The organism is Winogradskyella eximia, from assembly GCF_003386165.1.
In the GTDB taxonomy this organism is placed as follows: Bacteria; Bacteroidota; Bacteroidia; order Flavobacteriales; family Flavobacteriaceae; genus Winogradskyella; species Winogradskyella eximia.
In genome coordinates, this window is sequence record NZ_QRDV01000001.1 from 866,731 (window position 1) to 892,436 (window position 25,706).

Genomic DNA, 25,706 nt, shown 5'->3' on the forward strand with positions numbered 1-25,706 from the left:
GTGTGATAATTTAATTGTCAGTTTTCAATAGTATTGATAAATCGTTATTTTTTAGTTTTTTTAGTCTAAAAGCGACATTTTTAATCTGTCTATTTATTTTTAAAAGTCTTTTAAACTTGAAGCTTAGACGTTGCTAATCCCTTAATTAAGAACTGTTCTTGCGGATTTCGTCTCTAGTATTGGGAGTTTCTAAAAACCAAAAAAGCCTTAAATCATTTGAAATCAAATGTTTAAGGCTTGTTAGTGGTGGTGCCTCCAGGAATCGAACCAGGGACACAAGGATTTTCAGTCCTTTGCTCTACCAACTGAGCTAAGGCACCAATTGCTTAATTAAGCGGATGCAAATATAGAAGCATTTTTAATATTCACAAAAAGAATTTGCTAAAATTTGATTTTATAAATTTGCAATATAGAATTTGCTTATGAATCTTATTGTAGATGTGGGGAATACGTATGTTAAGTTTGCTATTTATAATAGTTATAATTTAATATTTAAACTAAGTTTTGAGCTTTCGGAGTTTAAAAAGCAGTATAAAACCCTAAAAAAAGACTTTCCAAAGTTGGAGAAAGCTATTATTTCGTCTGTTGGTCACTTGTCACAAGACCAAGTAGAGTTAATAAAGAAAGATTTGCCTATTATTGAACTTAGTTCAATGACAAAATTGCCATTTAATAATCTTTATAAAACTCCAAAAACATTAGGTGTAGATAGAATGGCCTTAGTTGGAGCTTCCGTACAACAGTTTTCTAATAAAAATGTACTGATTATAGATGCCGGAACTTGCATTACCTACGATTTTATTACTAAAGAAAATAATTATCTAGGAGGAGCAATATCACCAGGTATTAGATTGCGCTACAAAACTTTAAATAATTTAACAGCAAATCTTCCGTTATTAGGAACAGAAGAGCCTAAAAGTATTATTGGGAACTCTACAGAAACATCAATTCATTCTGGTGTTGTAAATGGTGTTGTTAAGGAAATTGATGGAATTATAGACCAATATATTGAAGATTACTTAGATTTAACAGTTATTTTAACAGGAGGAGATGCCATTTTTTTGTCAAACCAATTAAAAAATACCATATTTGCGAATTCAAATTTTCTATTGGAGGGTTTGAATTTTATTCTAGAATATAATTCAAAATAATGATAAAACGATTCATTGTAATTTGTATTACAATTATAAGTTCTGCTGCCTATGCGCAACAAGGAACCGGTTCTCCATATTCATTTTATGGTATAGGAAGCCTAAAGTCTAAAGGTACTGTAGAAAACCGCAGTATGGGAGGAATTGGTGTTTACTTAGATAGTATTCATATCAATTTAAGGAATCCGGCGGCTTATGCTGGTAAAAATGTAGAGTCTTTTCCTTTTGATGGGGAAAGTAGACCAATAAAGTTCTCCGTTGCAGGCTCTATGTCTGATGTAACTTTAAAAAGTAACTCTGGTGATGCAAAAACAAATAGCACCATCTTTGATTACATTGCTATGTCAGTGCCTGTTGGGAAATTTGGCTTTGGTTTTGGTTTAATGCCATATACTTCTGTAGGTTACGGACTAGATGATGTTAATGACGACGATGTTATAGTAAATCGTTACAGTGGCGAAGGAGGAGTAAATAAAGTTTTTGCAGGTTTAGGTTATCAAATAAACGATAAACTAAGTGTTGGAGTAGACTTTAATTATAATTTTGGAAATATTCAAAATACAGCTATCGAAGTAAAGTATACGCCAGAAGGTGAAGTTGTTGAGTATCAGACTAGAGAATTTAATAGATCTGATTTAGGTGGTTTAAATCTTAATTTTGGTTTGGCTTATAAAACCATGATTACTGAGAAGTTAGAGCTGTCTACAACTTTTACTTATACTCCAGGAAGTAGTCTAAAATCTGAGAATTCAAGAACGATTTCTACGGTTTCCCTAGATGCATCAAGTTTAGAAGTTTCTGCAGTGTCTAATACTATTGATATTGATGTCGATCAGACAGATTTAAAATTACCATCTAAATTTTCTATTGGTGCTGGTATTGGTCAGCCTAATTCATGGTTTGTTGGTTCTGAATATACTTTTCAGAAGTCAAGTGATTTTTCTAATCCTGTTTTTCCTAATAATGATTCAACTTTTGAAAACGCATCACAGATTTCTGTAGGTGGATTCTATATTCCAAATTATAAGGCCTTTTCAGGTTATTTAAAAAGAGTAGTATATAGAGCTGGTTTTAACTTCGCAAATACAGGTTTAGTTATAAAAGATGAGTCAATTAATGAGTTTGGCATATCTTTTGGTCTAGGTTTACCAGTTGGAAGCCGAAGTTTGTTCTCTAATGCTAATTTAGGTTTAGAATTTGGAAAACGCGGTACAACAAACAAAAACTTAATTCAAGAGAATTTTGTAAACTTAAATGTAAGTTTATCATTAAACTCAAGATGGTTCAAACAAAAAAAGTATAACTAACAAAATTAAATTAAAGATGAAGACGAGAATTACTATACTGCTTTTAGCGCTTTTTGTAAGTGTTAACATAGGATTTGCTCAAGATGACAATCAAGAAGAATGCATGAATAACTTATCTATTTTTAATAGTTACTATAAAAGCAAAAAATATGATGAGGCTTATGGTCCTTGGAAAATAGTACGTGAAAAATGTCCTGAATTTAATCAAGCCATATATGCTTATGGAGATAATATTTTAGAGCATAAGATTAAAAACTCTACAGGAGCTGAGCAATTAGCACATATCAATGATTTAATGTTATTGTTTGATCAAAGTCATCAGTATTTTGCGTCAAAGTATTCATTAGGTGATATGTTAGTAGAGAAAGCACAGCTAGCATATAAATACAGAAAAGAATTAAACAAGTCAGATGTGCAATTGTATAACATGTATGATGACGCTTATAAAAAAGACCCAGAAAACTTTACTAGTGCTCAAGGACTATATACTTATTTCTCTTTAGCCGTTGATTTGTACGATGCAGGACAAAAAACACCAGAAGATGCTCAAAAATTATTTGACAAATATGATGATGTTGTTGTAATGATTGAGAATGTAGAGGAAAGCTACATAGAGAAGCTTAACAAGTTAGTTGAAAAAGAAGAAGCAGGTACTGAGTTAAGTAAAAAGGAATTAAAGTATAAAGATAATTACGAAGCTAATTTAGAAGCTTTTGAAACTGTAGCATCTAGTATGGACAAAAAGCTTGGTGATAGAGCTAATTGTGAAGTGCTTATACCTTTATATCAAAAAGATTTCGAAGAATACAAGAATGATGCGGTATGGTTGCAACGTGCAATGAACAAAATGGGACAGAAGGATTGTACTGATGATCCTATGTTTGAGAAACTAGTTGCGCAAAAAAATACAATAGAACCAGATGCTAATACTTCATTTTACTTAGGTGTATTAAAAGAAAAGCAAGGGAAAATGTCTGAGGCAGATAAGTATTACAGTCAATCATTTGATTTAGAAACTGATCCGCTTAAAAAATGGAAGCTTGTAATGAGAGTTGCTGAGAAAAATTATAAAAGAGGTAACTATGGTAAAGCAAGACAACAATATATGGAAGCTTTAAAATTAAATCCATCAAATGGTGGTCCTTATTTAAGAATAGCAGCTATGTATGCAAAAAGTGCTAATAACTGTGGAGATACTAACTTTAATAAAAGAGCGGTATTTTGGTTAGCAGCATTAGAAGCAGAAAAAGCAGGAAGAGTAGATGGTAGATTAAGATCTGCAGCAGCACAATCAGCAACGAGTTATAGAGCTAGTGCTCCTTCTAAAGCAGATATTTTTCAAGCAGGTAACAAAGGTGAGGTTATTAAAATTGGATGTTGGATCCAACGTTCAGTAACAGTTCCAAATCTTTAATGATAAAAGGTAATTTACATATTATAAAAAACGTAGTCACAGCAATTGTTGTGACTTTGTTTTTTTCATGTAGTAATGACTTCGATGATGTACAAAAGGTAGGTATTTTGCAAAATCAACCTATTGGAGAGGCAGAAGATATCGATTTAAAATACACAGAGTATAAAGACTCTACAGTAAGGCTTTTGGCAAATCTTTTAAGCCCTAAAATGTTAGATTATTCTAATAGAAGTTTTGCGTTTTCAGAATTCCCTGATGGTATTGAACTTATAATATATGATGAAAACAACAACAAAACGACCATAACCTCTGATTATGCAATTGTGTATTCTGAAACCGATATTATTGATTTGCGAGGTAATGTAAAAATTGCAACACACGAAAAAGATACTTTATTTACAGAGCAATTATTTTATAATCAGAAGCTAGAATGGGCATTTACTAATGAAGCATGGTTATTTAAGCGTTCTGGTAGTCCTTCATATGGAATTGGTTTCGATTCTGATAAAGAATTCAAGAACTTTCAATTGTTAGAAATGGGAGGTGATTTTGAATTCGATAATTAGCTATCTTTGCATTTTAATCATTATAACTAATACATGAGAATCCAGAAAATTTTTCATTACGCATATCTTGTTTTTGCAGTACTCTTTTTGTACGATGCTATTTCAAAATGGTCAGTAGATCGAAATGGTTCTTATATGATGTTCTTCTTTACTGCATTAGCACTTTTTATGTTTTTCTTTAGACAACGCTTTAGCAAAAAGTTTAGAGACCATAACAATAATTAATATATGACTGCTGATATAGTCATTATTATAAGTACTCTTATTCTTTCAGCCTTTTTTTCTGGGATGGAAATCGCTTTTGTTTCGGCAAATAAAATTCATATTGAATTAGAAAAAAAACAAGGTGATTTTTTAGGAAACATATTAAGTAAGTTAACGGCCAAGCCTTCCAAATACATCGCAACGATGCTTATTGGTAATAATATTGCCTTAGTAATCTATGGCTTTAAGATGGGTGAGGTTTTAGTGCGATGGTTTCAATCGATATTACCATCAGATAGTGCCACTTTAACTTATTTGTTTAGTGATCTGCAATTATTAACTCAGACTATAATTTCTACTTTAATCATTTTATTTACTGCAGAGTTTTTACCTAAAGTGTTTTTTCAGATTTATGCCAATACCTTATTAAAGGTGTTAGCTTTTCCGACCTATATTTTTTATTTGTTATTTTCTTGGATTTCAGATTTTATCCTTTGGATTTCAGATGCGGTCTTAAAATATATCTTTAAAGCCGAAGGTGAAGATGTTGTTTTAGCCATGACCAAAGTGGAGCTAGGAAATTATATTACGGAACAAATGGAATCCGTTGATGATCATGATGTTGTAGATAGTGAGATCCAAATTTTTCAGAATGCTTTAGAGTTTTCAGATGTTAAAGCACGCGAAGTTATGGTGCCACGTACTGAGATTACAGCTGTAGATATTTCGGAGAGTATTGAGAACTTAAGGCAGCTTTTTATTGATTCTGGTAGAACAAAAATCATTGTTTATAAAGATAGCATTGATGATATTCTGGGTTATGTACATTCTTTTGAGCTGTTTAAAAAACCAAAAACTATTAAATCTATAATAATTAAAGTAGGGTTTGTACCTGAAACAATTTTAATAAAAGATGTACTCAATATTTTAACTAAAAAAAGGCGTAGTATGGCTGTAGTTATCGACGAGTATGGTGGTACATCCGGAATCATGACTGTTGAAGATATTATAGAAGAGTTGGTTGGTGAGATAGAAGATGAACACGATACAATAGAATTAGTTGAAGAACAACTTAATGAAAACACCTATAGATTATCAGCGAGATTAGAAGTTGATTATATTAATGAAACCTACAAATTAGATTTACCCGAAGGTGAAAATTATGAAACCTTGGGAGGTTTAATTGTTAATGCAACTCAAGAAATTCCGCAGGAAAATGATGATGTTCAAATAGATCATTTTAAATTCACAATTACTGAGGTGTCATCAACCAAAATAGATGAGGTGGTTTTAAAAATTTTAGAAGTGGATTAATATTTAGCTTATTTGGTGTCTTTTTTTAGTGCCAAAAAAACTTTGTATTTAGTCTGCAATAGTCCTGATTTCTTTAAGACTAGCATTATTACCATTGTAAAAAAGAGTAATATTAGACTTCAAAATTGAAATATTAAAAAGAGAAAAGAAAATGTGCAGGTAAGTTCACTTATAAAAACTACTGTTCTCCTTTTATTATTTAGTAGAAAATACTATTTTCGCAGACTTATTTACACCAAAAATATACTATACAACAAAGACTATGGCAGTTTTAAATAAAATTAGACAACGTTCGCTGATATTAATATTGGTTATCGCGTTAGCGTTATTCTCATTTGTAATTGGAGATTTATTCAAAAATTCTACCGCATTTTCGGGTGGTCCACAAGACGTGGTTGCTACTATTAACGGTACTGATATTAATCGTAACGATTTTCAACAAAAGGTTAAAAATTATCAAGATAGAGCAGGAGGAAGACAAACGTCTACTCAAGCAATGAATGCAATTTACAATCAAGAATTACGTAGCATTGTTTTAAAATCTGAGTTTGATGAATTGGGATTGTCTGTTGAAAAAGACGAAATGAGAGATTTATTGAAAAATAGTTTTTCTTCATATCCTGAATTTCAAGATGAAAATGGAAATTTTGATGTAAATCGTTTAAACGCTTTTATATCTAACTTAAAAGATTTAAACGGCGAAGCAGCACCTTTAGGTAACTTTATGGTTAACTACGAAAGTTGGACAAACAATGAGCAGACAATTGCGGCAAATGCAATTCAGCAAACATATTACAATATGATTAAAGCTGGTGTTAGTACAACTATTGCAGAAGCTGAAGATGATTATTTTGGTGATGCTAAAACAGTAGATATCCGTTACGTGCAAATACCTTATACAACTATAGCAGATAGTTTAGTTGTTGCATCTAAAACTGAAATTCAAGCCTATATGAATGCTCATAAAGATACTTACGAAACAGAAGCAAGTAGAGAAGTTGTTTATGTAGAGTTTAAAGAAGAAGCTTCTAAGGCTGATGAAGATAAAATTAAAGCCGATTTATTAGCTTTAAAGTCAGATAAATCAGAATACAATGAGAGTAGCAAGAATACTGAAGTTATTCCAGGATTTGATTCTGCTACCGATATTGAGGAATTTATCAACTCAAATTCAGATATTAAGTATAGCGATTCATTTTTAAGAGCTGCAGAATTGCCAGCAGTAGCAAAAGATACTTTACTAAAATTAAGTGTTGGTGATTACTACGGACCTTATAAAGATGGGGAGTACTATAAATTATCTAGAGTAATTGCAACTAAGCAAATGCCAGATTCAGTAAAAGTACGTCACATCTTAATTCCACATGTTGGTGGTCAGAGAGCAGATGCTTCAGTTACTAAAACAGTTGAAGAAGCTAAGACTACAGCAGATAGTATTTTTGCTCAAATACAAGCAGGTACTAAGTTTATGGATTTATTAGAATTATCTTCTGATAAAGTAAGTAACGAAAAAGACGGAGAGATTGAATTTGACTACAGAGCAGGAATGGCTCCTGAGTTTAAAGCGTATGCTTTTGATAATAAAAAAGGTGATATAGGTGTTGTACAAACATCTTTTGGATACCATATTATTGAAGTATTAGAGCAAAAGAGTTTTAATAAAACAGTTAAAATTGCAACTCTTGCAGATAAAATTGAGCCATCTGAACAAACGCTTCAAGATGTATTTAATAAAATGTCTAAGTTTGAAATTGCTGCAAAAGACGGAGATTTTAATGCCTTAGCAAAAGAACGTGATTTAGTAATAAAGCCAATTACTTTTAAAGAATTAGATGAAAATATTCCAGGTCTTGGAAGTCAAAGAGAAGTTGTACGTTGGGCATTTGAAGATGATACTGAAACAGGTGATTTTAAGAATTTCGCAATATCTAACTTTGGGTTTATCGTCGCTAAGGTGGTAGAGAAAAAGGAAAAAGGCTTAATGAGTATTGAAGATGCTTCAATTACAGCTTTACCAGAAATAAGAAAAGAAAAGAAAGCACAAATGATTCGCAAAGAGTTAACAGGTACAACTGTTGCAGATATTGCTAAGAATCAAGGTCAGAGTCAAAAAACGGCTGCTGCTGTCACAATTAAGAATACTACCTTATCTGGTGCAGGTGTAGAGCCTAAAGTTGTAGGTGCGGCATTTGGTTTAGCTCAAGGCGTAACTTCTAAGCCAATTGATGGTGAAAAAGGTGTTTACGTTATAGAAGTAACTAAAATTAACGAAGCTACTAAGTTAGATAACTATTCTGCAATAATGAATAGATTAAATACAGAACGTAGAAACACTGTGCAAACTAAAGTGATTACAGCTTTAGAAGATGCTGCAGAAATAGAAGATAATAGAGCTAAAACGGTATATTAACCGATTAGAAATATAATTAATAAATAAAGGCTTTACAGAAATGTGAAGCCTTTATTTATACCTTAAGGTTTTGTTACTTGATATCGCATTTAATAGGTGCTAGCCATTTACAAAATCATATCTTCATATGGGATAACGGTATCATATCCTTTAGCGTTAAAGTAGGCTTTAGGGTTGTTCTTAGAAGTCACTAAGACAAAATCGCCTCCCCAAGCTCCTAAGCTTTTTATAGTGCCATTGAAATCTGAAAAGAATTGGTTTTTAATTGGGTCTTGCTGAGTGAGCTTCGAAATAATATCTTCATGTTTTTCAACCAAACTTTCAAATTCCGAAAGTGATTTGCAAACAATCATTGCTTCTGTTATAGCATTAATCTGTGAAATGTTATCTGAATTGATTTCCGCATTTTTTTTATAAGTTGAAATCCCGTCTCTGCTATTTTGTTTTTGATTGAGATATACAAAATAGAGTTGATGTTTAAAATTAGGATGAAAATTTACAGCTTCAACTTTAGGCTTGTGTTTAGAGTTTAACTGATACGTTATTGGATAATTATGTTGAGCACAAGCAATATCGTAACCACTACCTCCAAAAGTTTTAGCGAGCAATTGGTAAGCATCAACATTTGCCCAATTTGCAATGTTATTAATTAAGGTTGAAGATGTGCCCAAGCCCCAAAGTCGATTAAAATCTTGATGCGTAGTAATATTATATCCTAGATTCGAAGTTAAAAATTCAGGATTCAAACTTAGAACAGCTTTTAATATTTCAATAAGACGCTCAGAGATATCATTCTTTAAGGCTGATGTCACGCTGAGCGCAGTTGGAGCGTTTTCGATAGAAAACACATCTTCAAACCAAACTTCACCTAATTCATTATAACTCTTCCAATTTATTTTATTAGAGTTATTAGCAATAACACTTAAACTCTGTCCATATTTAGTAGGTATTGCTAAAGCCTTTGCTCCATCTAGTACAGCGTATTCTGCTGTAAGTAGTAGTTTTCCGTTACTTCTATATATTTTAGAATTAGTATTCAAAGTTTAAATTTTTATTAATGCTGTGCTTCAATAATCACAGAGTGTAATCTATGTTCTATAAAACCAATTTCAAAGAGTGTATTAGCCGTTTTAATTTAGTTTCGTATGCTTTTAATGGCTTCTACAACAGAGCTATGTGTTACCACATTTGTTTTAAAGTGTTCAACAAGTTTTACTTTTTCATCTTCTGTTGCTTCAAACTGATTCAATATATTCATTAAATGCATTTTCATGTGGCCTTCTTGAATACCTGTAGTCGTTAAGGATTTTACGGCACCAAAATTTTGAGCTAATCCTGCAACTGCAACTATTTTCATTAAATCTTTAGCTGTAGGTTTTTGTAACATTTCTAATGAAAACTTAACCAATGGATGTAAGCTGGTTAAGCCTCCAACGGTTCCTAGTGCTAATGGAATTTCAATCCAAAATTTAAAAATACCATTGATAATTGAACAATGTGTTAAACTTGTATATGAGCCATCTTTTGCGGCATAAGCGTGTACGCCTGCTTCAACAGCTCTAAAATCATTTCCTGTGGCTAAAACAACAGCATCAATGCCATTCATAATGCCTTTATTATGTGTTACAGCTCTATAAGGTTCTATTTCTGCAATACTAATAGCTTGTTTAAATTTTTGGGCAAACTCTTCAGGATTTGGAATATCCTTACTTTTTAAATCTTCAATCTTACAAGATACTTCTGCGCGTACCAAACATTGTGGTACGTAGTTAGAAAGTATACTCATTACAATGGTAATGTTTTGCTCCAATTCATTGAAGTCTTCGTATTGTAAGGCTTCATTTTTAAAGGTTGTTGCAAATTGCTCCAAACACGTATTGATGAAATTCGCTCCCATAGCGTCTAAAGTTTCAAACGTGGCGTGAAGTTGATAGTAATTGGGTAAATCATTCGATTTATTTCGCAATTCAATATCTAAAATGCCACCACCTCTACGTTCCATACTTTGGGTCATTGAGGCAGTATCACTAATTAATTTGGGCTTTACGTGCTTAAAAAAAGTTTTAAGTTTATTAAAATCTCCTTTAAATATAAAATGTACTTGGCCAATTTTTTCAGTGGATATGACTTCGGCTTTAAAACCACCGCGTTCTAACCAAAACTTAGCCGCTTTACTTGCTGCAGCAACTACTGAACTTTCTTCAATAGCCATTGGAATGGTGTAAAAAGTGTCATTAATTAAAAAGTTAGGCGCAACACCTAATGGCAAATAATAATTGGTAATGGTGTTTTCTATAAATTCATCGTGAAGTTTTTGAAGTTTTTCGTCCGAGTTCCAGTAACGCTGTACTAGTGCTCTTGCGCTATCTTTATCTACGAAATATGAATTTAAAAGCCACTCAATTTTTTCGGATTTAGAAAGCTTAGAAAAGCCTGAAATGATGTTTGGCATGTTGTTTTAATTTTTGAAAAAACAAAGATACTAGGATTGGTATGAAATGTTTGCATAATCGATTGTAAATGCCGATTTACTGTTAATAATAGCTATTTTTTGCATAATTTTTAGTAAACTTGGCATTGCTTTATTGAAACTTGAAATTTATGAAACAAGCATGTTAAAACTAGCTATTGATAAAAGTATGATTAATAGCGAACAGCATGTGACTTTTGTAAATATTAAATATAAATACATGAAATTTAGACATCTTGTAGCTGTTTTCGGCTTTTTAATGACTTCTTTGGTTTTTTGTCAGGAAAAACAAATTACACTTCAAGAGATTTGGAGTGGTGAATTTAGAACAGAAGGTATGCAATCGTTGCATTCTATGGCTAACGGAAATGAGTATTCGGTTTTAAATTTTAATAGAGAATCAAGAACGACATCAATTGATATTTACGATTATAAAACTTTAGAGAAAACAAAAACGATAGTGTCTTCAGCTGATATTGCTGAGATTCAATATTTTTCGGATTATTCTTTTAATAAAGATGAATCTAAAATTATTCTGACGACAAAATCAGAACCTGTATTTAGACATTCTACGCTGGGTGAATATTACATTTATGATATTGCTTCAAAAAAAGTAACTAAAGTGTCTGATGATTTAGTGCAAGAACCAACTTTGTCTCCAGACGGTTCTAAAATCGCTTATGGATTTGAAAATAATTTGTACGTTAAAGATCTAAAATCAGGTAAGGTTGAACAATTCACTACGGATGGTGAAAAGAACAAAATTATCAACGGCATTACAGATTGGGTTTATGAAGAAGAATTTGCTTTTGTAAGAGCGTTTGACTGGAATGCAAATAGTGATCAAATTGCATTTATAAGATTTGATGAAACTAATGTGCCAGAATTTTCAATGGATGTTTATGGTTCAGATTTATACCCAACGCAACATGTGTTTAAATACCCTAAAGCGGGAGAGGAAAATTCTAAAGTATCTCTACATTTATATGATATTAATTCAAAAAACGTATCGCAATTAAAAGTAGATAAAGCTTATGATGATTTCTACATTCCCAGATTAAAGTGGACAAATGAGGCTAATGTTTTAAGTGTTCAGTTAATGAATCGTCATCAAAACGAATTAGATCTTTGGATGATTGACACCAAAGCAATGACTTCAAAAAATGTTTTGGCAGAAAAAGACAAAGCGTATATCGATGTCACTTTCAATTTAACATTTTTAAAAGATAATAGTTTTATTTGGACGAGTGAATTAGATGGCTTTAATCATATTTATCACTATTCTAAAACTGGTAAGCTTATTAATCAAGTTACAAAAGGTGATTGGGAAGTCACAAATTATTACGGCTTTAATGAAAAAAAGAATACCATTTATTTTCAATCTACAGAGAATGGTTCTGTTAATAGAGATGTTTTTTCTATAGGCTTAAACGGTAAAAATAAAAAACGTCTCACCCAAAAAGACGGAACAAACAGTGCGTCTTTTAGTGCAGATTTTACTTATTTTATTAATACATTTTCTAGCGCAACTACACCACAAGAGTACACGTTGTATGATACAAAATCTGGTAAAATTGTAAAGCAGATTAAAGACAACAAAGTTTTAGCAAAGCAATTAGAAGGCTACGCAATGTCTAAAAAAGAATTTAGTACCATTTCTATAAATGGTAACGATTTGAATATGTGGACAATTAAACCGAAGGATTTTGATGCAAATAAGGTTTATCCATTGTTTATGTACCAATATTCTGGACCAGGTTCTCAACAAGTCGCTAACCGTTGGAATAGTGCAAATGATTATTGGTATCAAATGTTAGCGCAACAAGGCTACATTGTGGTTTGTATTGATGGTAGAGGAACAGGATTTAAAGGTGCTGATTTTAAGAAAGTCACGCAAAATAAATTAGGGAAATATGAAATTGAAGACCAAATTGAAGCAGCAAAGCAACTTGGAAAACTAGATTATATTGACGCAGAAAGAATTGGAATTTGGGGTTGGAGCTATGGTGGCTTTATGAGTAGTAATGCACTTTTTAAAGGGAATGATGTCTTTAAGATGGCTATTGCAGTTGCGCCTGTTACCAGCTGGAGATTCTATGATTCTATTTACACAGAACGTTATATGACGACTCCTCAAGAAAATCCAAGCGGTTATGATGAAAACTCACCAATAAATCACGTGGATAAATTGAAAGGAGATTTTCTTTTAATTCATGGCACAGGTGATGATAATGTGCATGTTCAAAATACCATGCGAATGGTTGAGGCATTAATTCAGGCAGATAAGCAATTTGAATGGATGATTTATCCAGATAAAAATCATGGCATTTACGGAGGAAATACAAGATTACATTTATATAAGAAGATGACTAATTTTATTCATAAGACTTTAGGAGATAAACTAGAGATGTCTAAGGATTAGAAATCTTAAGATTGTAAAAGCAAAACTAACTACTAACTAAACTAATAATCATGTCAACAGCTATTAAACAACCGCATCAAAAAGAACTATTTGGGCATCCAGTGGGTCTTTATGTTTTATTCTTTACAGAAATGTGGGAGCGTTTTTCATATTACGGTATGCGAGCACTACTTGTAATATATATGATTGCTCAAGCAAATCATAAAGATGGTCCAGGATTAGGATGGACTGAATTAGAAGCTTATCAATTATATGGCTGGTATGTAATGTTAGTGTATGTGGTTTCAATACCAGGAGGTATTTTGGCAGATAAAGTGCTTGGTCAGAAAAAAACGGTCATGTTGGGTGCCTTTATTTTAGTTTTAGGGCATGGTACTCTAGCAATAGATGCACCTTGGGCATTTTTTGTTGGGTTAGGTTTAATTATTTTAGGAGTTGGTTGTTTAAAGCCAAACATTTCTACAATGGTTGGTGGTTTGTATAAGAAAGGAGATATTAGGAGAGATAAAGGCTTTTCTATTTTTTACATTGGAATAAATTTAGGATCATTACTAGCAACATCTATTATAGGTATTGTTGTTGCAAAATGGGGTTGGCATGCAGGTTTTGGATTAGCAGGTATAGCGATGTTATTTGGATTGTTAGTTTACATATTTGGACAAAAATTCATTTCACATGTTGGAAATAAACCAACAGTTGAAGAGAAAAAGGAAGATGTTTCTATAATGAAAATCTTTTCTAATATTATTAAATCACCAATGCAATTAGCCATTTTTGCAGTTTTATTAGCGTTTTCAATTTATGTAGGCTTTACAAAAGAAGGCGTAGATCATTGGGGTTATGGAGCTTTGTTTATCTTTCTTTCTTTTGTTGTAGGATTAATGATGATGATTTTTAAGAGCTTAGAGACTCAAATACTGAAGGATCGTTTCTTAGTATTATTATTGTCCTTTTTATTAGTTATTGTTTTTTGGGGAGCTTTTGAACAAGCAGGTGGTTTGATGAGTGTTTATACAGAACAAAAAACAGATAGAATGCTATTTGGATGGCTAGTGCCAACACCAATGTTTCAAGGTTTAAATGCTGGATTTATCATTTTACTTGCTGTTTGGGTCGCAAACATATGGGCAAAACGCAAACTAAAAAACAAAGAAGCTTCGTCATTGTTTAAAATGGCAACTGGAACAATTATAATGGGATTAGGATTTGTGTTTATGATTTTTGCTGTAAGAGAGTACGAAGCAAATGGAAGCTCAGGAATGCAATGGTTAGTTTTAGCATATTTATTTCACACTATTGGTGAGTTGTGTTCTTCACCAGTATCATTATCATTTGTTACAAAATTAGCACCAGTAAAATATGCTTCTTTAATGATGGGATTGTATTTTGCTGCAACTGGACTTGGTGGAAAAGTGGCAGGGATTTTAGGTGAAAAATCTGAAAGCTTTGGTGAATATGCTATATTCACAGGTATTGTAATCTTTACTGTTGCTTTTGGTTTGCTAGTGATTGCGCTATTAAAACCATTAAAAAGATTAACTCATGGAGCTGAAGATAATGAAGTTGAAATGAACACTGAAGAAGCTGAAGGTTTTGAATTAGCTGAAAACTAGAATATAATTAAAATAACCCTTATAGAATTCTACCTTAAGAATTCATCCTAACTAAATTATTTTTTATGAATACAGACATCGAAAATCTATTTAAAGACAAAGTTCTTGGTCATCCTGCAGGACTTTTTGTTTTGTTTTTTACTGAAATGTGGGAGCGCTTTTCATTCTACGGAATGCGTGTACTACTTGTTAATTTTCTTACTATGGCAGCTATAGGCTACAATCCAGGTTGGGAATGGACAGTAGAGAATGCAGGTGCACTTTTTGGAACTTATGCGATGTTACTATATATCACACCAATAATAGGTGGTTGGCTAGCAGATAAATATACAGGGTATAGAGCTGCAGTTATTATTGGATCGTTAATAATGACGGCTGGACACGCTTCTATGGCTTTAGAAACTGAGTTCTCATTGTACTTTGGATTGTTTCTTTTAGTCGTAGGAACTGGTTTCTTTAAACCAACAATGACGTCTATTATTTCAGATATGTACAAAAAGAACCCAGAAAAGAAAGATGGTGCTTATACCATTTATTATATGGGTGTAAATGCAGGTGCATTTTTCGGAATGATGCTTTGTGGTTACTTAGCTGAGAAAGTAGGTTGGGCTTATGGATTTGGATTGGCAGGAATTTTTATGCTATTAGGAACGATTCAGTTTTGGTTAGCAGGTCCATTATTTGGAAAAATTGGTGCTAAACCATCTAAAGTACATGAAGTAGAATTACCTCAAAATATTAATGAAGAAAGTGTTGAGATCTCTGAAGAGGATCAAGAAGAACGTCCTAATCCTTTTACTACTTTAGATAAAGTCTTAATTGTTATAGCATCAATAATAGGTTTAGGTTATGCAATTAACGATCCTATGTCTAAAATTGCAGGTGTAGATATGTTCTCCTTTTTACAAATAGGTGATTTTGAAGGGCAATATACAGCCGTTTTATTTGCTTTAGCGCTATTCTTAGTGTTAGTAATTGGTCGTATTTTAAGATATACAGCTATCGTAAGAGATAGAATGATTGCTTTTATAGTATTTGCATTCTTTACGGTATTCTTTTGGATGTCTTTTGAGCAAGGTGCCTCATCATTAGTGATTTTTGCTAGAGATAATGTAGATAGATTATTGAGCGGAAGTGCTGCGACAATATTCAATATTGTAAATACATTATTAACTGTTATTCCTTTGATTATTATTTCTTATGTTCTTTATATTTTATGGAAGAAAACATTTAAGAAAATACCAGGTTCTAATATTGTACTAGTGATTTGTTTCTTATTAATGTGGGGAATTGTTGGATGGATGTTAAATAGAGATTATAATACTACGGCTTACGATGTGAGTTATAGTGCTATTGAGCAACCAGAATTAGATGATAAAGGAGAGCAAGTTAAAAATGACAAAGGTGTGTTACAATTTAAATATATACCTGTTACTCAAAGTACAGTTACTAATCCGTCACAAAAAGTTGTAACAAAAACAATTACTGTTGGAGAACCTTATGCAGATTATAAAGTTGGTGATAGCAAAATTCTTATTAATAAGAATAAGGAATTAACTGAATTCTCATTTGTGTCTTCCGATGACAAAAAAGCTGAGTTAGTTGCTAATGCGAAGAGTTTAGGTAGAGATACCGGATTTGTAGATGCAACAGTGACTAAAGTTAGAGATAACGAGGTTGAAATTACAGTATCTTGGTTTAGTATTTTAAACTCATTCTTTATTATTGTATTTGCTTCATTCTTTTCCAAATGGTGGGAAAGTAAATACAACCCAAGTGCGGCAACAAAATATGCTTTGGGATTATGTACTATGGGACTTGGTTTTGGTTTATTAGCCTTTGGTGCTTTTGGTCTTGTAGATGGTGTAAAAGTAAGTATGGTTTGGCTGATATTAGCTTATCTATTCCATACACTCGGTGAGCTCTGTTTATCTCCGGTAGGTTTATCTTATGTAAGTAAATTGGTGCCAGGCAGAATGATTGCACTTATGTTTGGTATGTGGTATTTAGCCATTGCTATTGGTAATAAGTTAGCAGCTGTGGTTGGTGGACAAATTGAAAATATTACTAAGGAATATAGCTTATCTACATTCTTCTTAATATTTACTATTGTACCAATCATCGCAGGACTTATAATATTCGTATTAAATCCAGTATTGAAAAAATTAATGCACGGTGTGCGTTAAGCAAAACCGTTAAAAATATCTAAAATGCTCCTGTTTAGGAGCATTTTTTGTAAGTTCGGCTCATTATTTGCAACAAATCGAATATGATGAAAAAAATAACATTAGGATTAATAGCTGTTTTTGTGTTTTCATTGACAGCAATGGCACAAGAGATTAATTGGGTAACTATGGATGAAGCTTTAGAACTTCAGAAAAAGGAACCTAAAAAGATATTTATGGATGTTTATACCAATTGGTGTGGGCCATGTAAAATGTTAGATAAAAATACATTTCATAATCCTGATGTTGCAGCTTATGTGAATAAGCATTATTACGCTGTGAAGTTTAATGCCGAAGGCAACTCTACGGTAACTTATAAGGATAATACATTCGGAAATCCAAATTATGATGCATCAAAAGCAAACAGAAGAAATAGTGCACACGAATTTTCGAGATACTTACAAGTTAAAGCATATCCTACTATGGTATTTTTTGATGAAGAAGGCAATGTGATTTCTCCTGTTCAAGGATATTTAAAACCGCAACAGTTAGAGTTGTATTTAAAGATTTTTGAAAGTGATAAGTATAAGGAAATGACAACACAAGAGCAGTTTAATGAGTATTACAAATCATTCAAACCAGAATTTAAGGAATAAAAAATCTATTCTATAATAAAGGCTCCCTTTTCGTTAGTTTGATGGAAAGGGATTTTTTTATGCTCACAACTGGCTTTCCAACGTTTTAAATAAGATTTATAGTTACTTGCATCTGCAATAATTTGTTGTGGTTGTAAGCTGTCGATTACTCTATTCAGATTGATTTTTGGGGAATTTCGTAAAATGATGTAATTGGGTTTAAAGGTTAATCCTTTGTAAATACCTAAGCTATCAATGGAGAGAAAAGTCTTGTTATTGTATTGATAAACGGATTGTAAACTATCGCTGGCAACATTCGTTATAGATTCACCAACTTTGTAGTTTTTTATGGCATAATTTGATTTCAGCATAGTAGAATCTAAATTATGATACAACGCTAAGTTATCATTCTTTTTGATACCAATCATAGAATAACGACTCTTATTAAACACAACAAAAGCATCATTTTGAGTCTCAAATGTATTGTAAATGAAAACACTTTGTAATCCAATTAAAGCAATCAAACTTATGGCTGTCCATTTAAAATTTCGGAATTTATAAAGTTGAACCAAGGCCACAATAATCAAATAGCACGTAATAACTTGAAGTAAGGTAAACGGAATATCTCTAAACAGAAAATCTTCAAATTGAGCTATCCAAGCGATAAAATGATTTAAACTTTCAATAATAAAACTATAAGTTATTACAATTGGCTTTGGTAGAAAACCTATTAAAGCAAATGCAATAACTAGTAATCCAAGGCCAAGAATCAAGCCTAAAAAAGGAATAACAACAATATTAGAAATAAAAAATAAACCCGGAAACTGATGAAAATAGAATAAGCTAATCGGCACAACTCCCACTTGTGCAGCTAAAGTTACAGTGAGTATTTGCCATAATTTATCGGTTAGATAATATTTAGTTTTCCAAAGTTTATATATCGTTGGTTGCACGCTAACAATACCTAAAACGGCTAAATAACTCATTTGAAAGCCTACAGAAAATAGAAATGAGGGTTCAAAGAGTAAGATTACAAATGCAGATATTACTAATGTATTATAAATGTTTGTGGGCCTTTTGAGGTGCATAGCAATACTAATGATACTAAACATTGTCACGGCTCTAGTAACAGAAGGAGATAGGCCAGCAACTACAGCAAAACTCCAAAGTATACTAACTAAAATAAAGGGTCTAATAAAATGGCCATATTTTAGATACAGTAAAGGACTAAATACGAAATTTAGAATCCATAATAGTATACCAACATGTAATCCTGAAACGGCTAGGATATGTATAGTACCAGAGTTGACATAATTATTATAGATTGTTTTGTCAATCGTTTGTCTTTGGCCAAGTAATAATGCATTCATTATGCTAAGAACTTCGTCTTTAAATCCTGCTTCTATAAGTTTTGTGTTGATGGTTTGTCTCAATTGATCGGCATAACCATAAATAGTAGATTTAGAATCTGAAAGCTGTAAAATATTATCAGAATTTAAGTAGAGTTGATGGTAAACTTGTTTCAATTCTAAATACTTGCTATAATCAAATTGGTATGGATTTAATGGTTTTTGAATTACTTTTAATTCAGTACTAGTAAATAATACATCATCAACATTAAAGAGGTTTGCGACACTATCGCGTCTCACATTAATAAGTAAATGACCTGTAGCTTCTTTGTTATTAAACGATTTTATTCCAACAATATATTTATCATTATAAGCATCAGGCTTTAACCGCTTTTCAATTTGAAAAATAATAACATTTTGGTTTTCAAGATGGTTCTGATTTGAATAATGCTGAGGTCTTAATGTTTCGTTTTGAATATTGTAGGAAGTCATTCCAATTCCAATCATACAGAAGCATGCTAGAATTCCGAAAAGTGGTGATTTATTGATTTTAGATCTTAATATTAGCCAATAGATTCCAGCCGATATTACTAAACCGATAGTGATGTATAAAATGGATTGGAAACTAAGCTTTGCGAAATGAGCTGAAAGGATTCCAATAACCAAACAAATGGTCAGTTTTATAATGGTAAAATTTAGTAACTTCATGATTGTGAGTTACTAATATAATAAAAATGTATTTACAAGACGCGTCTAGCTTGTACAAAAGAGAAATACCAATATTTTTCAGCTAACGAAGAAATCATTACACCTCTGCTACTAGACGCATGTATAAATTCTACATTGCCAGTCCTTACATTAGTAACAATACCAACATGATTCACTTTTCGGCTATTTTTCTTAGTCGCAAAAAACACCAAATCGCCAACATTTACTTCTTTAACGTCTATCCAATCTCCTGTACCTTGCAGTCCTGATGTTGTTCTAGGTAAATTGACATTATGCTTTTTGTAGCTGGTGTAGATTAAACCAGAACAGTCCATACCTTTTTTTGTTGTACCACCATATTTATATCGTGTACCATCAAAAGTTTTGGCATATTTTACAATAGTTTCAGCTTCAGCAGTTGGTTTTGCAGTAGTATTGACTTTTACAGAAGGTGTTGAGCTTTTTCTGCTTGAATACGATTTTTTGGATTTACAGCTGGTCGCTAGAAAAATTATAAGTAGAATTGGTAAAATTTGTTTCATTGGGTATATAAATGTTTATTGTATGGGATTCTTAACGGCATTGTAAATCAATTTAGCAGTATTTTCACTAGCTCCTCGACCTCCCAGAATTTGCTCTAATTCGTAATAATCTAAAAATAGTTGTTCTCGTTTTTCGGTGTTTAAAATAGCTGTTAATTCTTTTTTAAGCCTTTTTTTGTTTAAATCTCCTTGTATTAATTCAGTAACCACTTCACGATCCATAATTAAATTTACCAATGAAATATATTTCAAGGTAATAATACGTTTTGCAATTTGATAAGAAATTGCATTTGCTTTGTAGCAAACCACCTGAGGGACTTTAAATAAAGCAGTTTCAAGTGTTGCTGTACCAGAAGTGACAAGTGCTGCAGAAGAAATACTTAGTAAGTCGTATGTTTTATTAGAAATAAATTTAATGTTTTTCTTCTGAATGAAGCTTTGGTAAAACTCAAAATCTTGACTAGGTGCGCCAGCAATAACAAATTGATAGTCTTTAAAATCATCCACCAAACTAAGCATAACACCAAGCATTTTTGTGATTTCTTGTTTTCTACTTCCTGGTAATAAGGCAATAATGGGTTGATCACTTAGATTATTTTCTTTTCTGAAAATATCCTCTTCAACTTGAGGTCTATCTGCAATAGCATCAATTAATGGATGTCCAACAAAATTAACCTCATAATTGTACTTTTTATAAAAGGCTTTTTCAAAAGGAAGGATGCAGTACATCGCATCAATATCGTGCTTTATTTTTTCAACTCTACTAGCTCTAGATGCCCAAACTTGTGGAGAAATATAATAATGCGTTTTGTAGTTAAGTGCTTTTGCCCATTTAGCAATTCTAAGATTAAAGCCAGAATTGTCAATAAAAATAATAACATCTGGCTGAAATTTTTGAATATCATTCTTGCAAAATTTTATATGACCTAACACTTTTCGGAGATTAAGAATGACCTCTGCAAAACCCATAAATTGGCGTTCCTTGTAATGCATTACCAATTCACCGCCTACTTGTTGCATAAGGTCTCCACCCCAAAATCTAATATCTGCTTCTTTATCTTGTTTAAACAGAGCTTTCATTAGATTTGAGCCGTGTAAATCGCCCGAAGCTTCTCCTGAAATGATATAATATTTCAACGTTATGTAATTTTTAAATTAGTCATTCAAATTCCAAGTATTCAGTTTTTGGATAGTGTGGTGAGCTGTTAAATCAAAATGGACAGGCACCACAGAAACATAACCATGCTCTAAAGCCCATTCGTCGGTATCCTCACCTTTGTCCATATTTACAAATTTACCTGTTAACCAATAATATTCACGTCCCATTGGGTTGGTACGTTTATCAAATTCTTCTTTCCAATTGGCTTTTGCTTGTCTACAAACTTTTATACCCTTAATGGCTTCTTTTTCAAGATTTGGGAGATTTACGTTTAAAACAACACCTTCTGGTAATCCATTTTCTAAAACTTGTCTAGTGATGGTTTCTATAAAAGATTTGCAATGTTCAAAATTAGCATTCCAGTTATAATCTAAAAGTGAAAACCCAATAGCAGGTATTCCTTCAATACCAGCTTCTAAAGCAGCACTCATGGTACCAGAATAAATAACGTTGATAGAAGAATTTGATCCATGGTTAATACCAGAAACACAAATATCTGGTCGCCTTCCTAAGATTTCATTTACAGCTATTTTTACACAATCGGCAGGTGTCCCAGAACAACTGTATTCTGATTGTTTTCCATCGATTGTCACTTTTTCTATATGCAAGGTAGAGTTAATTGTTATGGCGTGTCCCATTGCACTTTGAGGACTATCTGGCGCAACAACAACCACATCTCCAATGGTGTTCATAACTGAAATTAAAGTTCTTATTCCAGGTGCAGTTATCCCATCATCGTTGGTAACTAATATTAAAGGTCGTTGAGACATTTCGTACAAAGATTTATTGAATTGTAAAAATACTAAAAAGCTAACGTTTAATAACTAATAACTGCTTTAACAAAAATTTAGTGCCTCTATTTTTTATGGCACGGTTTTTTCTCCTATTTTAGTGAAAAATTGAAAAGCCTACTTAAAAAGTAAATAAATAGAATATGAACCGAGCCATAGATTCGGGTTCAATTAGAGAATTCTGTTTAAGGGTGAGCACATTTTTACCAAATTATAAAATAAAAAATTAGAAAAATGAAAGGGAATTATAAGTTTTTACTACTCGCCTTATTGATTGCATTTGCATCGTGTAGTTTTACAAGCAAAAAATTTGAAGATCCAGATAAAGATAAATTACTGATTCAACTTATTACTTACTTATTAGATCAAGGCCATTTTGAGCCAAAGGATATTAATGATGATTTTTCAACTAATGTTTTTACATCTTATTTAGATAATCTCGATCCATTTAAACGTTATTTCTATGATTCAGATATTAAAGAATTTGAAGCTTATAAAGATAAAATTGACGATCAAATAAAAGCATATGACGTATCGTTTTTTAACCTTACACACGAGCGTTTGTTGCAACGTATTGCTGAATCTAAAACAATTTACACTGATATTTTAGAAAAGCCTTTCGATTTTTCTAAAGAGGAAGATTATAATGCGGATTATACAAAACTTACGTATGTAGCGAACAAACGTGAAATGAAAGAGCGTTGGAGACAGCAACTTAAGTTTTCTACTATTGCTAATTATGATGATGCGGTTTCTCAGCAAGATTCAGATATTGAAAATGCCGAAAAATCAAAATCAAAAGCGAAAAAATCAATTAAGGAGCACGAATCTCAGGCTAGACTAGAAACTAAAAAATCTTTAGACGAATTATATGAATATATAGAAGATCGAAGACGTGAAGATTGGTTCTCTGTTTATATAAATGCTATTGTAGAAGAATTTGATCCTCATACATTTTATTTTGCACCAGAAGACAAAGAGCGTTTTGATAGAGATATTTCTGGTAAGTTTGAAGGTATAGGAGCGCGTTTACAAAAGAAAGTTGATGGGATTGTGGTTAATGAAATTATAAGTGGTGGACCAGCATGGAGAGCTAACGAACTAGAAGTTGGTGATCAAATTCTTAAGGTAAAACAAGAGGATGAGAAAGAAGCTGTGAATGTTGTAGGTATGCGTTTAGACGATGCTATTAAATTTATAAAAGGACCAAAAGGTACTGTGGTTACATTGTCATTAAAGAAAGTTGATGGTACTATTCAAGATATTTCTATTACTAGAGATGTTGTAGAGTTAGAAGAAACTTACGCAAAATCTTCTATTGTAGAAAAGGACGGAAAAACCTTCGGTATTATTAATTTGCCAAAGTTTTATATCAGTTTTGAAGATTACAATGAAAGAAATGCAGCTTCAGATATTAAACAAGAAATTTTAAGATTAAAGGAAGAAGGTGTTGAAGGTTTGGTGATGGATTTAAGAAATAATGGAGGTGGATCTTTACAGACTGTTGTAGATATTGCTGGTTTATTTATTGAAGAAGGACCTGTTGTACAAGTTAAAACTACAGGAGAAGCAAAAGAAGTGCTTAATGATAAAGACAAATCAATAGTTTGGGACGGTCCTTTAGTGATTTTGGTTAATGAGTTATCTGCATCGGCTTCAGAAATTTTAGCTGCTGCGATGCAAGACTACAAGAGAGGTATTGTTATTGGTAGTAAGCAGACTTATGGAAAAGGGACAGTTCAAACTGTTATGGATTTAAACCGTATGGTTAGAAATAACACCAAAGGTGATATGGGAGCTTTAAAGTTTACAACTCAGAAGTTTTATAGAATTAATGGTGGTTCTACACAGTTAGAAGGAGTGAAGAGTGATGTTGTTGTTCCGGACCGTTATAGCTATATTGATATAGGAGAAAAAGATCAAGAAAACCCATTACCTTGGGATAAAATTGATGCTGCTGATTATAATGTGTGGGAGAATTATTACGATTACGATACTACAATTAGTAAGAGTAAAGAGCGTATGGCAGCTAACGAGCAGTTAAAATTGATTGATGCTAATGCGCAATGGGTGAAAAAAATAAGAGACCGTGAAAACTACTCATTAAATTATGAGACTTATAAAAAGGAAATGCAAATTAATGAAGAGGAGGCTAAGCGCTTCTCTAAGTTGTCTGAATACCAAACGGACCTAACATTTAACTCTTTGCCTTACGAAATGAAATTAATGGATAAAGATTCTATTTTAATGGAAAAGCGTAACCGTTGGCACAAGGCTTTAGCAAAAGATGTTTATGTTGAAGAAGCTATAAATGTTTTAAATGATTTAAAGATGACGTATGCGATTAAAAATAAAGTTGCGAATTCTGTGAAGAATTAGAGTCGTCAATGAGCAACAAGAATAATTCATTATCAAGTTTAGCGCTTCAAAAGTTTAAAAAGAACTTTTGGGGCGTTTTTAGTTTGGGTATTATTATTTGTATTGGATTGATTTCTGTTTTTGCATATGTATTTGCTCCAGATGCTTCACAAAATGCCAATCAGATGCATTTATCTATTCATTCTAAATCTCCTGGTTTTGAAGTGCAAATGATAACCATTCCTTCCGGTATTGAATCTGATCAAAACTTTTTTTCAAAACTGTTCTTCGGAAAAAATAACACAGACACTGAAATTCCTATTCAATCTTACGAAGTAAAAGGAGATGTAATATATTATACGGAATATGCTTCAGATGGATTGCAAGGGTTAGAAAAACAAATTGATATAGCACGTTTTCCAAATTCGAATTATAAAGAATATATTAAAAAAAGAAGTTTTGCTTTCGGAACAGATAAATATGGAAGGGATTATTTAAGCCGAATTTTAATTGGTTCGCGTATCTCGTTTTTTATTGGTTTTGTAGCTGTTTTTATTTCTTTAATTGTTGGGCTATTAATGGGAAGTCTAGCTGGTTATTATGGAGGTAAAGTAGATGCCTTTATTATGTGGATTATTAACATTACTTGGTCCATCCCAACATTGCTATTAGTTATAGCTATTACGTTAGCCTTAGAGAAAGGGGTATGGCAGGTTTTTATAGCTGTAGGACTAACCATGTGGGTGGAAGTGGCTAGAGTTGTTAGAGGACAAATAATAAGCGCAAAGGAAATGCAATATGTCACTGCCGCAAGGGCTTTGGGTTATAATGATTTTAGAATCATAACTAAACATATATTACCAAACATTTTTGGTCCTTTAATAGTTATTTCTGCCGCTAACTTTGCAGCTGCAATTTTAATAGAAAGCGGATTAAGCTTTTTAGGTATTGGAGCACAACCACCGATGGCAAGTTGGGGAGCGATGATAAAAGGTCATTATAATTATATAATTCTCGGAAAACCTTATTTAGCATTGATACCTGGATTTTGTATCATGCTTTTGGTTATGGCTTTTATGCTGGTGGGTAATGCTTTAAGAGATGCATTAGATGTTAAAAGTCAATAAG

General features: G+C 32.2%; 19 protein-coding genes and 1 tRNA gene. 13 read left to right on the forward strand and 7 right to left on the reverse strand.

Annotated elements, in window-relative coordinates:
* Positions 1–244 precede the first annotated feature (244 nt).
* A tRNA-Phe gene (locus tag DFQ10_RS03575) sits at positions 245–320 on the reverse strand.
* A gap of 102 nt (positions 321–422) precedes the next feature.
* Between DFQ10_RS03575 and DFQ10_RS03580 the strand changes: the two genes are divergently transcribed.
* From DFQ10_RS03580 to DFQ10_RS03610, 7 genes are all read left to right on the forward strand, one after another.
* Positions 423–1,151, forward strand: a complete 729-nt coding sequence (locus DFQ10_RS03580) for a type III pantothenate kinase (protein ID WP_115816038.1) — start codon at positions 423–425, stop codon at positions 1,149–1,151.
* Complete coding sequence (locus DFQ10_RS03585) at positions 1,151–2,458, forward strand: hypothetical protein (RefSeq protein WP_115816039.1); 1,308 nt, start codon at positions 1,151–1,153, stop codon at positions 2,456–2,458. The genes DFQ10_RS03580 and DFQ10_RS03585 overlap by 1 nt, the downstream gene beginning before the upstream one ends.
* Before the next feature lie 16 nt (positions 2,459–2,474).
* Complete coding sequence (locus DFQ10_RS03590) at positions 2,475–3,872, forward strand: hypothetical protein (RefSeq protein ID WP_115816040.1); 1,398 nt, start codon at positions 2,475–2,477, stop codon at positions 3,870–3,872.
* Positions 3,872–4,438 (forward strand): LPS export ABC transporter periplasmic protein LptC, encoded by a 567-nt coding sequence (lptC, locus tag DFQ10_RS03595; RefSeq protein ID WP_115816041.1) that lies wholly within the window; start codon positions 3,872–3,874, stop codon positions 4,436–4,438. Before DFQ10_RS03590 ends, lptC begins: the two co-directional genes overlap by 1 nt.
* Positions 4,439–4,471: 33 nt before the next feature.
* A complete protein-coding gene (locus tag DFQ10_RS03600) occupies positions 4,472–4,663 on the forward strand; it encodes a hypothetical protein (protein WP_115816042.1) in 192 nt (63 codons plus the stop codon).
* A 3-nt stretch (positions 4,664–4,666) separates the two neighbouring features.
* Positions 4,667–5,956 carry a hemolysin family protein gene (locus DFQ10_RS03605; protein ID WP_115816043.1) on the forward strand — a complete coding sequence of 430 codons (1,290 nt, stop codon included), beginning with the start codon at positions 4,667–4,669 and terminating at the stop codon, positions 5,954–5,956.
* Between the two features lie 262 nt (positions 5,957–6,218).
* Entirely contained in the window at positions 6,219–8,366 is a 2,148-nt protein-coding gene (locus tag DFQ10_RS03610; RefSeq protein WP_115816044.1) for a peptidylprolyl isomerase, read from the forward strand.
* A 107-nt stretch (positions 8,367–8,473) separates the two neighbouring features.
* On the opposite strand, the gene DFQ10_RS03615 is transcribed toward DFQ10_RS03610, so the two are convergent.
* Entirely contained in the window at positions 8,474–9,406 is a 933-nt protein-coding gene (locus DFQ10_RS03615) for a GYDIA family GHMP kinase (RefSeq protein WP_115816045.1), read from the reverse strand.
* A 95-nt stretch (positions 9,407–9,501) separates the two neighbouring features.
* The gene (locus DFQ10_RS03620) at positions 9,502–10,818 is read right to left on the reverse strand and encodes a hydroxymethylglutaryl-CoA reductase, degradative (RefSeq protein ID WP_115816046.1); all 1,317 of its coding nucleotides are present in this window, start codon (positions 10,816–10,818) and stop codon (positions 9,502–9,504) included.
* Positions 10,819–11,056: 238 nt separating this feature from the next.
* Here DFQ10_RS03620 and DFQ10_RS03625 point away from each other — a divergent pair, with 238 nt between their 5' ends.
* The 4 genes from DFQ10_RS03625 to DFQ10_RS03640 all read left to right on the forward strand — a co-directional run bounded on the left by DFQ10_RS03625 (position 11,057) and on the right by DFQ10_RS03640 (position 17,692).
* Positions 11,057–13,258, forward strand: coding sequence for a S9 family peptidase (locus DFQ10_RS03625; protein WP_115816436.1), 2,202 nt, complete (start codon positions 11,057–11,059; stop codon positions 13,256–13,258).
* Positions 13,259–13,308: 50 nt separating this feature from the next.
* Positions 13,309–14,871, forward strand: a complete 1,563-nt coding sequence (locus DFQ10_RS03630) for a peptide MFS transporter (RefSeq protein WP_115816047.1) — start codon at positions 13,309–13,311, stop codon at positions 14,869–14,871.
* A 65-nt stretch (positions 14,872–14,936) separates the two neighbouring features.
* Positions 14,937–17,057, forward strand: coding sequence for a peptide MFS transporter (locus tag DFQ10_RS03635; protein WP_115816048.1), 2,121 nt, complete (start codon positions 14,937–14,939; stop codon positions 17,055–17,057).
* 86 nt (positions 17,058–17,143) lie between these two features.
* Positions 17,144–17,692 carry a thioredoxin family protein gene (locus DFQ10_RS03640; RefSeq protein ID WP_115816049.1) on the forward strand — a complete coding sequence of 183 codons (549 nt, stop codon included), beginning with the start codon at positions 17,144–17,146 and terminating at the stop codon, positions 17,690–17,692.
* Between the two features lie 5 nt (positions 17,693–17,697).
* On the opposite strand, the gene DFQ10_RS03645 is transcribed toward DFQ10_RS03640, so the two are convergent.
* Genes DFQ10_RS03645 through surE form a run of 4 tightly spaced genes read right to left on the reverse strand, consistent with a single transcriptional unit; the run spans position 17,698 to position 22,199 of the window.
* On the reverse strand, positions 17,698–19,728 hold the full coding sequence (locus DFQ10_RS03645) for a ComEC/Rec2 family competence protein (RefSeq protein WP_115816050.1): 2,031 nt from the start codon (positions 19,726–19,728) through the stop codon (positions 17,698–17,700).
* Between the two features lie 32 nt (positions 19,729–19,760).
* On the reverse strand, positions 19,761–20,270 hold the full coding sequence (locus DFQ10_RS03650; RefSeq protein WP_115816051.1) for a C40 family peptidase: 510 nt from the start codon (positions 20,268–20,270) through the stop codon (positions 19,761–19,763).
* Between the two features lie 15 nt (positions 20,271–20,285).
* On the reverse strand, positions 20,286–21,407 hold the full coding sequence (gene lpxB / locus DFQ10_RS03655; RefSeq protein WP_115816052.1) for a lipid-A-disaccharide synthase: 1,122 nt from the start codon (positions 21,405–21,407) through the stop codon (positions 20,286–20,288).
* Positions 21,408–21,425: 18 nt separating this feature from the next.
* The gene (gene surE, locus DFQ10_RS03660) at positions 21,426–22,199 is read right to left on the reverse strand and encodes a 5'/3'-nucleotidase SurE (protein ID WP_115816053.1); all 774 of its coding nucleotides are present in this window, start codon (positions 22,197–22,199) and stop codon (positions 21,426–21,428) included.
* A gap of 255 nt (positions 22,200–22,454) precedes the next feature.
* Here surE and DFQ10_RS03665 point away from each other — a divergent pair, with 255 nt between their 5' ends.
* Positions 22,455–24,599 carry a carboxy terminal-processing peptidase gene (locus DFQ10_RS03665; protein ID WP_115816054.1) on the forward strand — a complete coding sequence of 715 codons (2,145 nt, stop codon included), beginning with the start codon at positions 22,455–22,457 and terminating at the stop codon, positions 24,597–24,599.
* An 8-nt stretch (positions 24,600–24,607) separates the two neighbouring features.
* Positions 24,608–25,705 carry an ABC transporter permease gene (locus DFQ10_RS03670; protein WP_115816055.1) on the forward strand — a complete coding sequence of 366 codons (1,098 nt, stop codon included), beginning with the start codon at positions 24,608–24,610 and terminating at the stop codon, positions 25,703–25,705.
* Position 25,706: the final 1 nt, after the last annotated feature.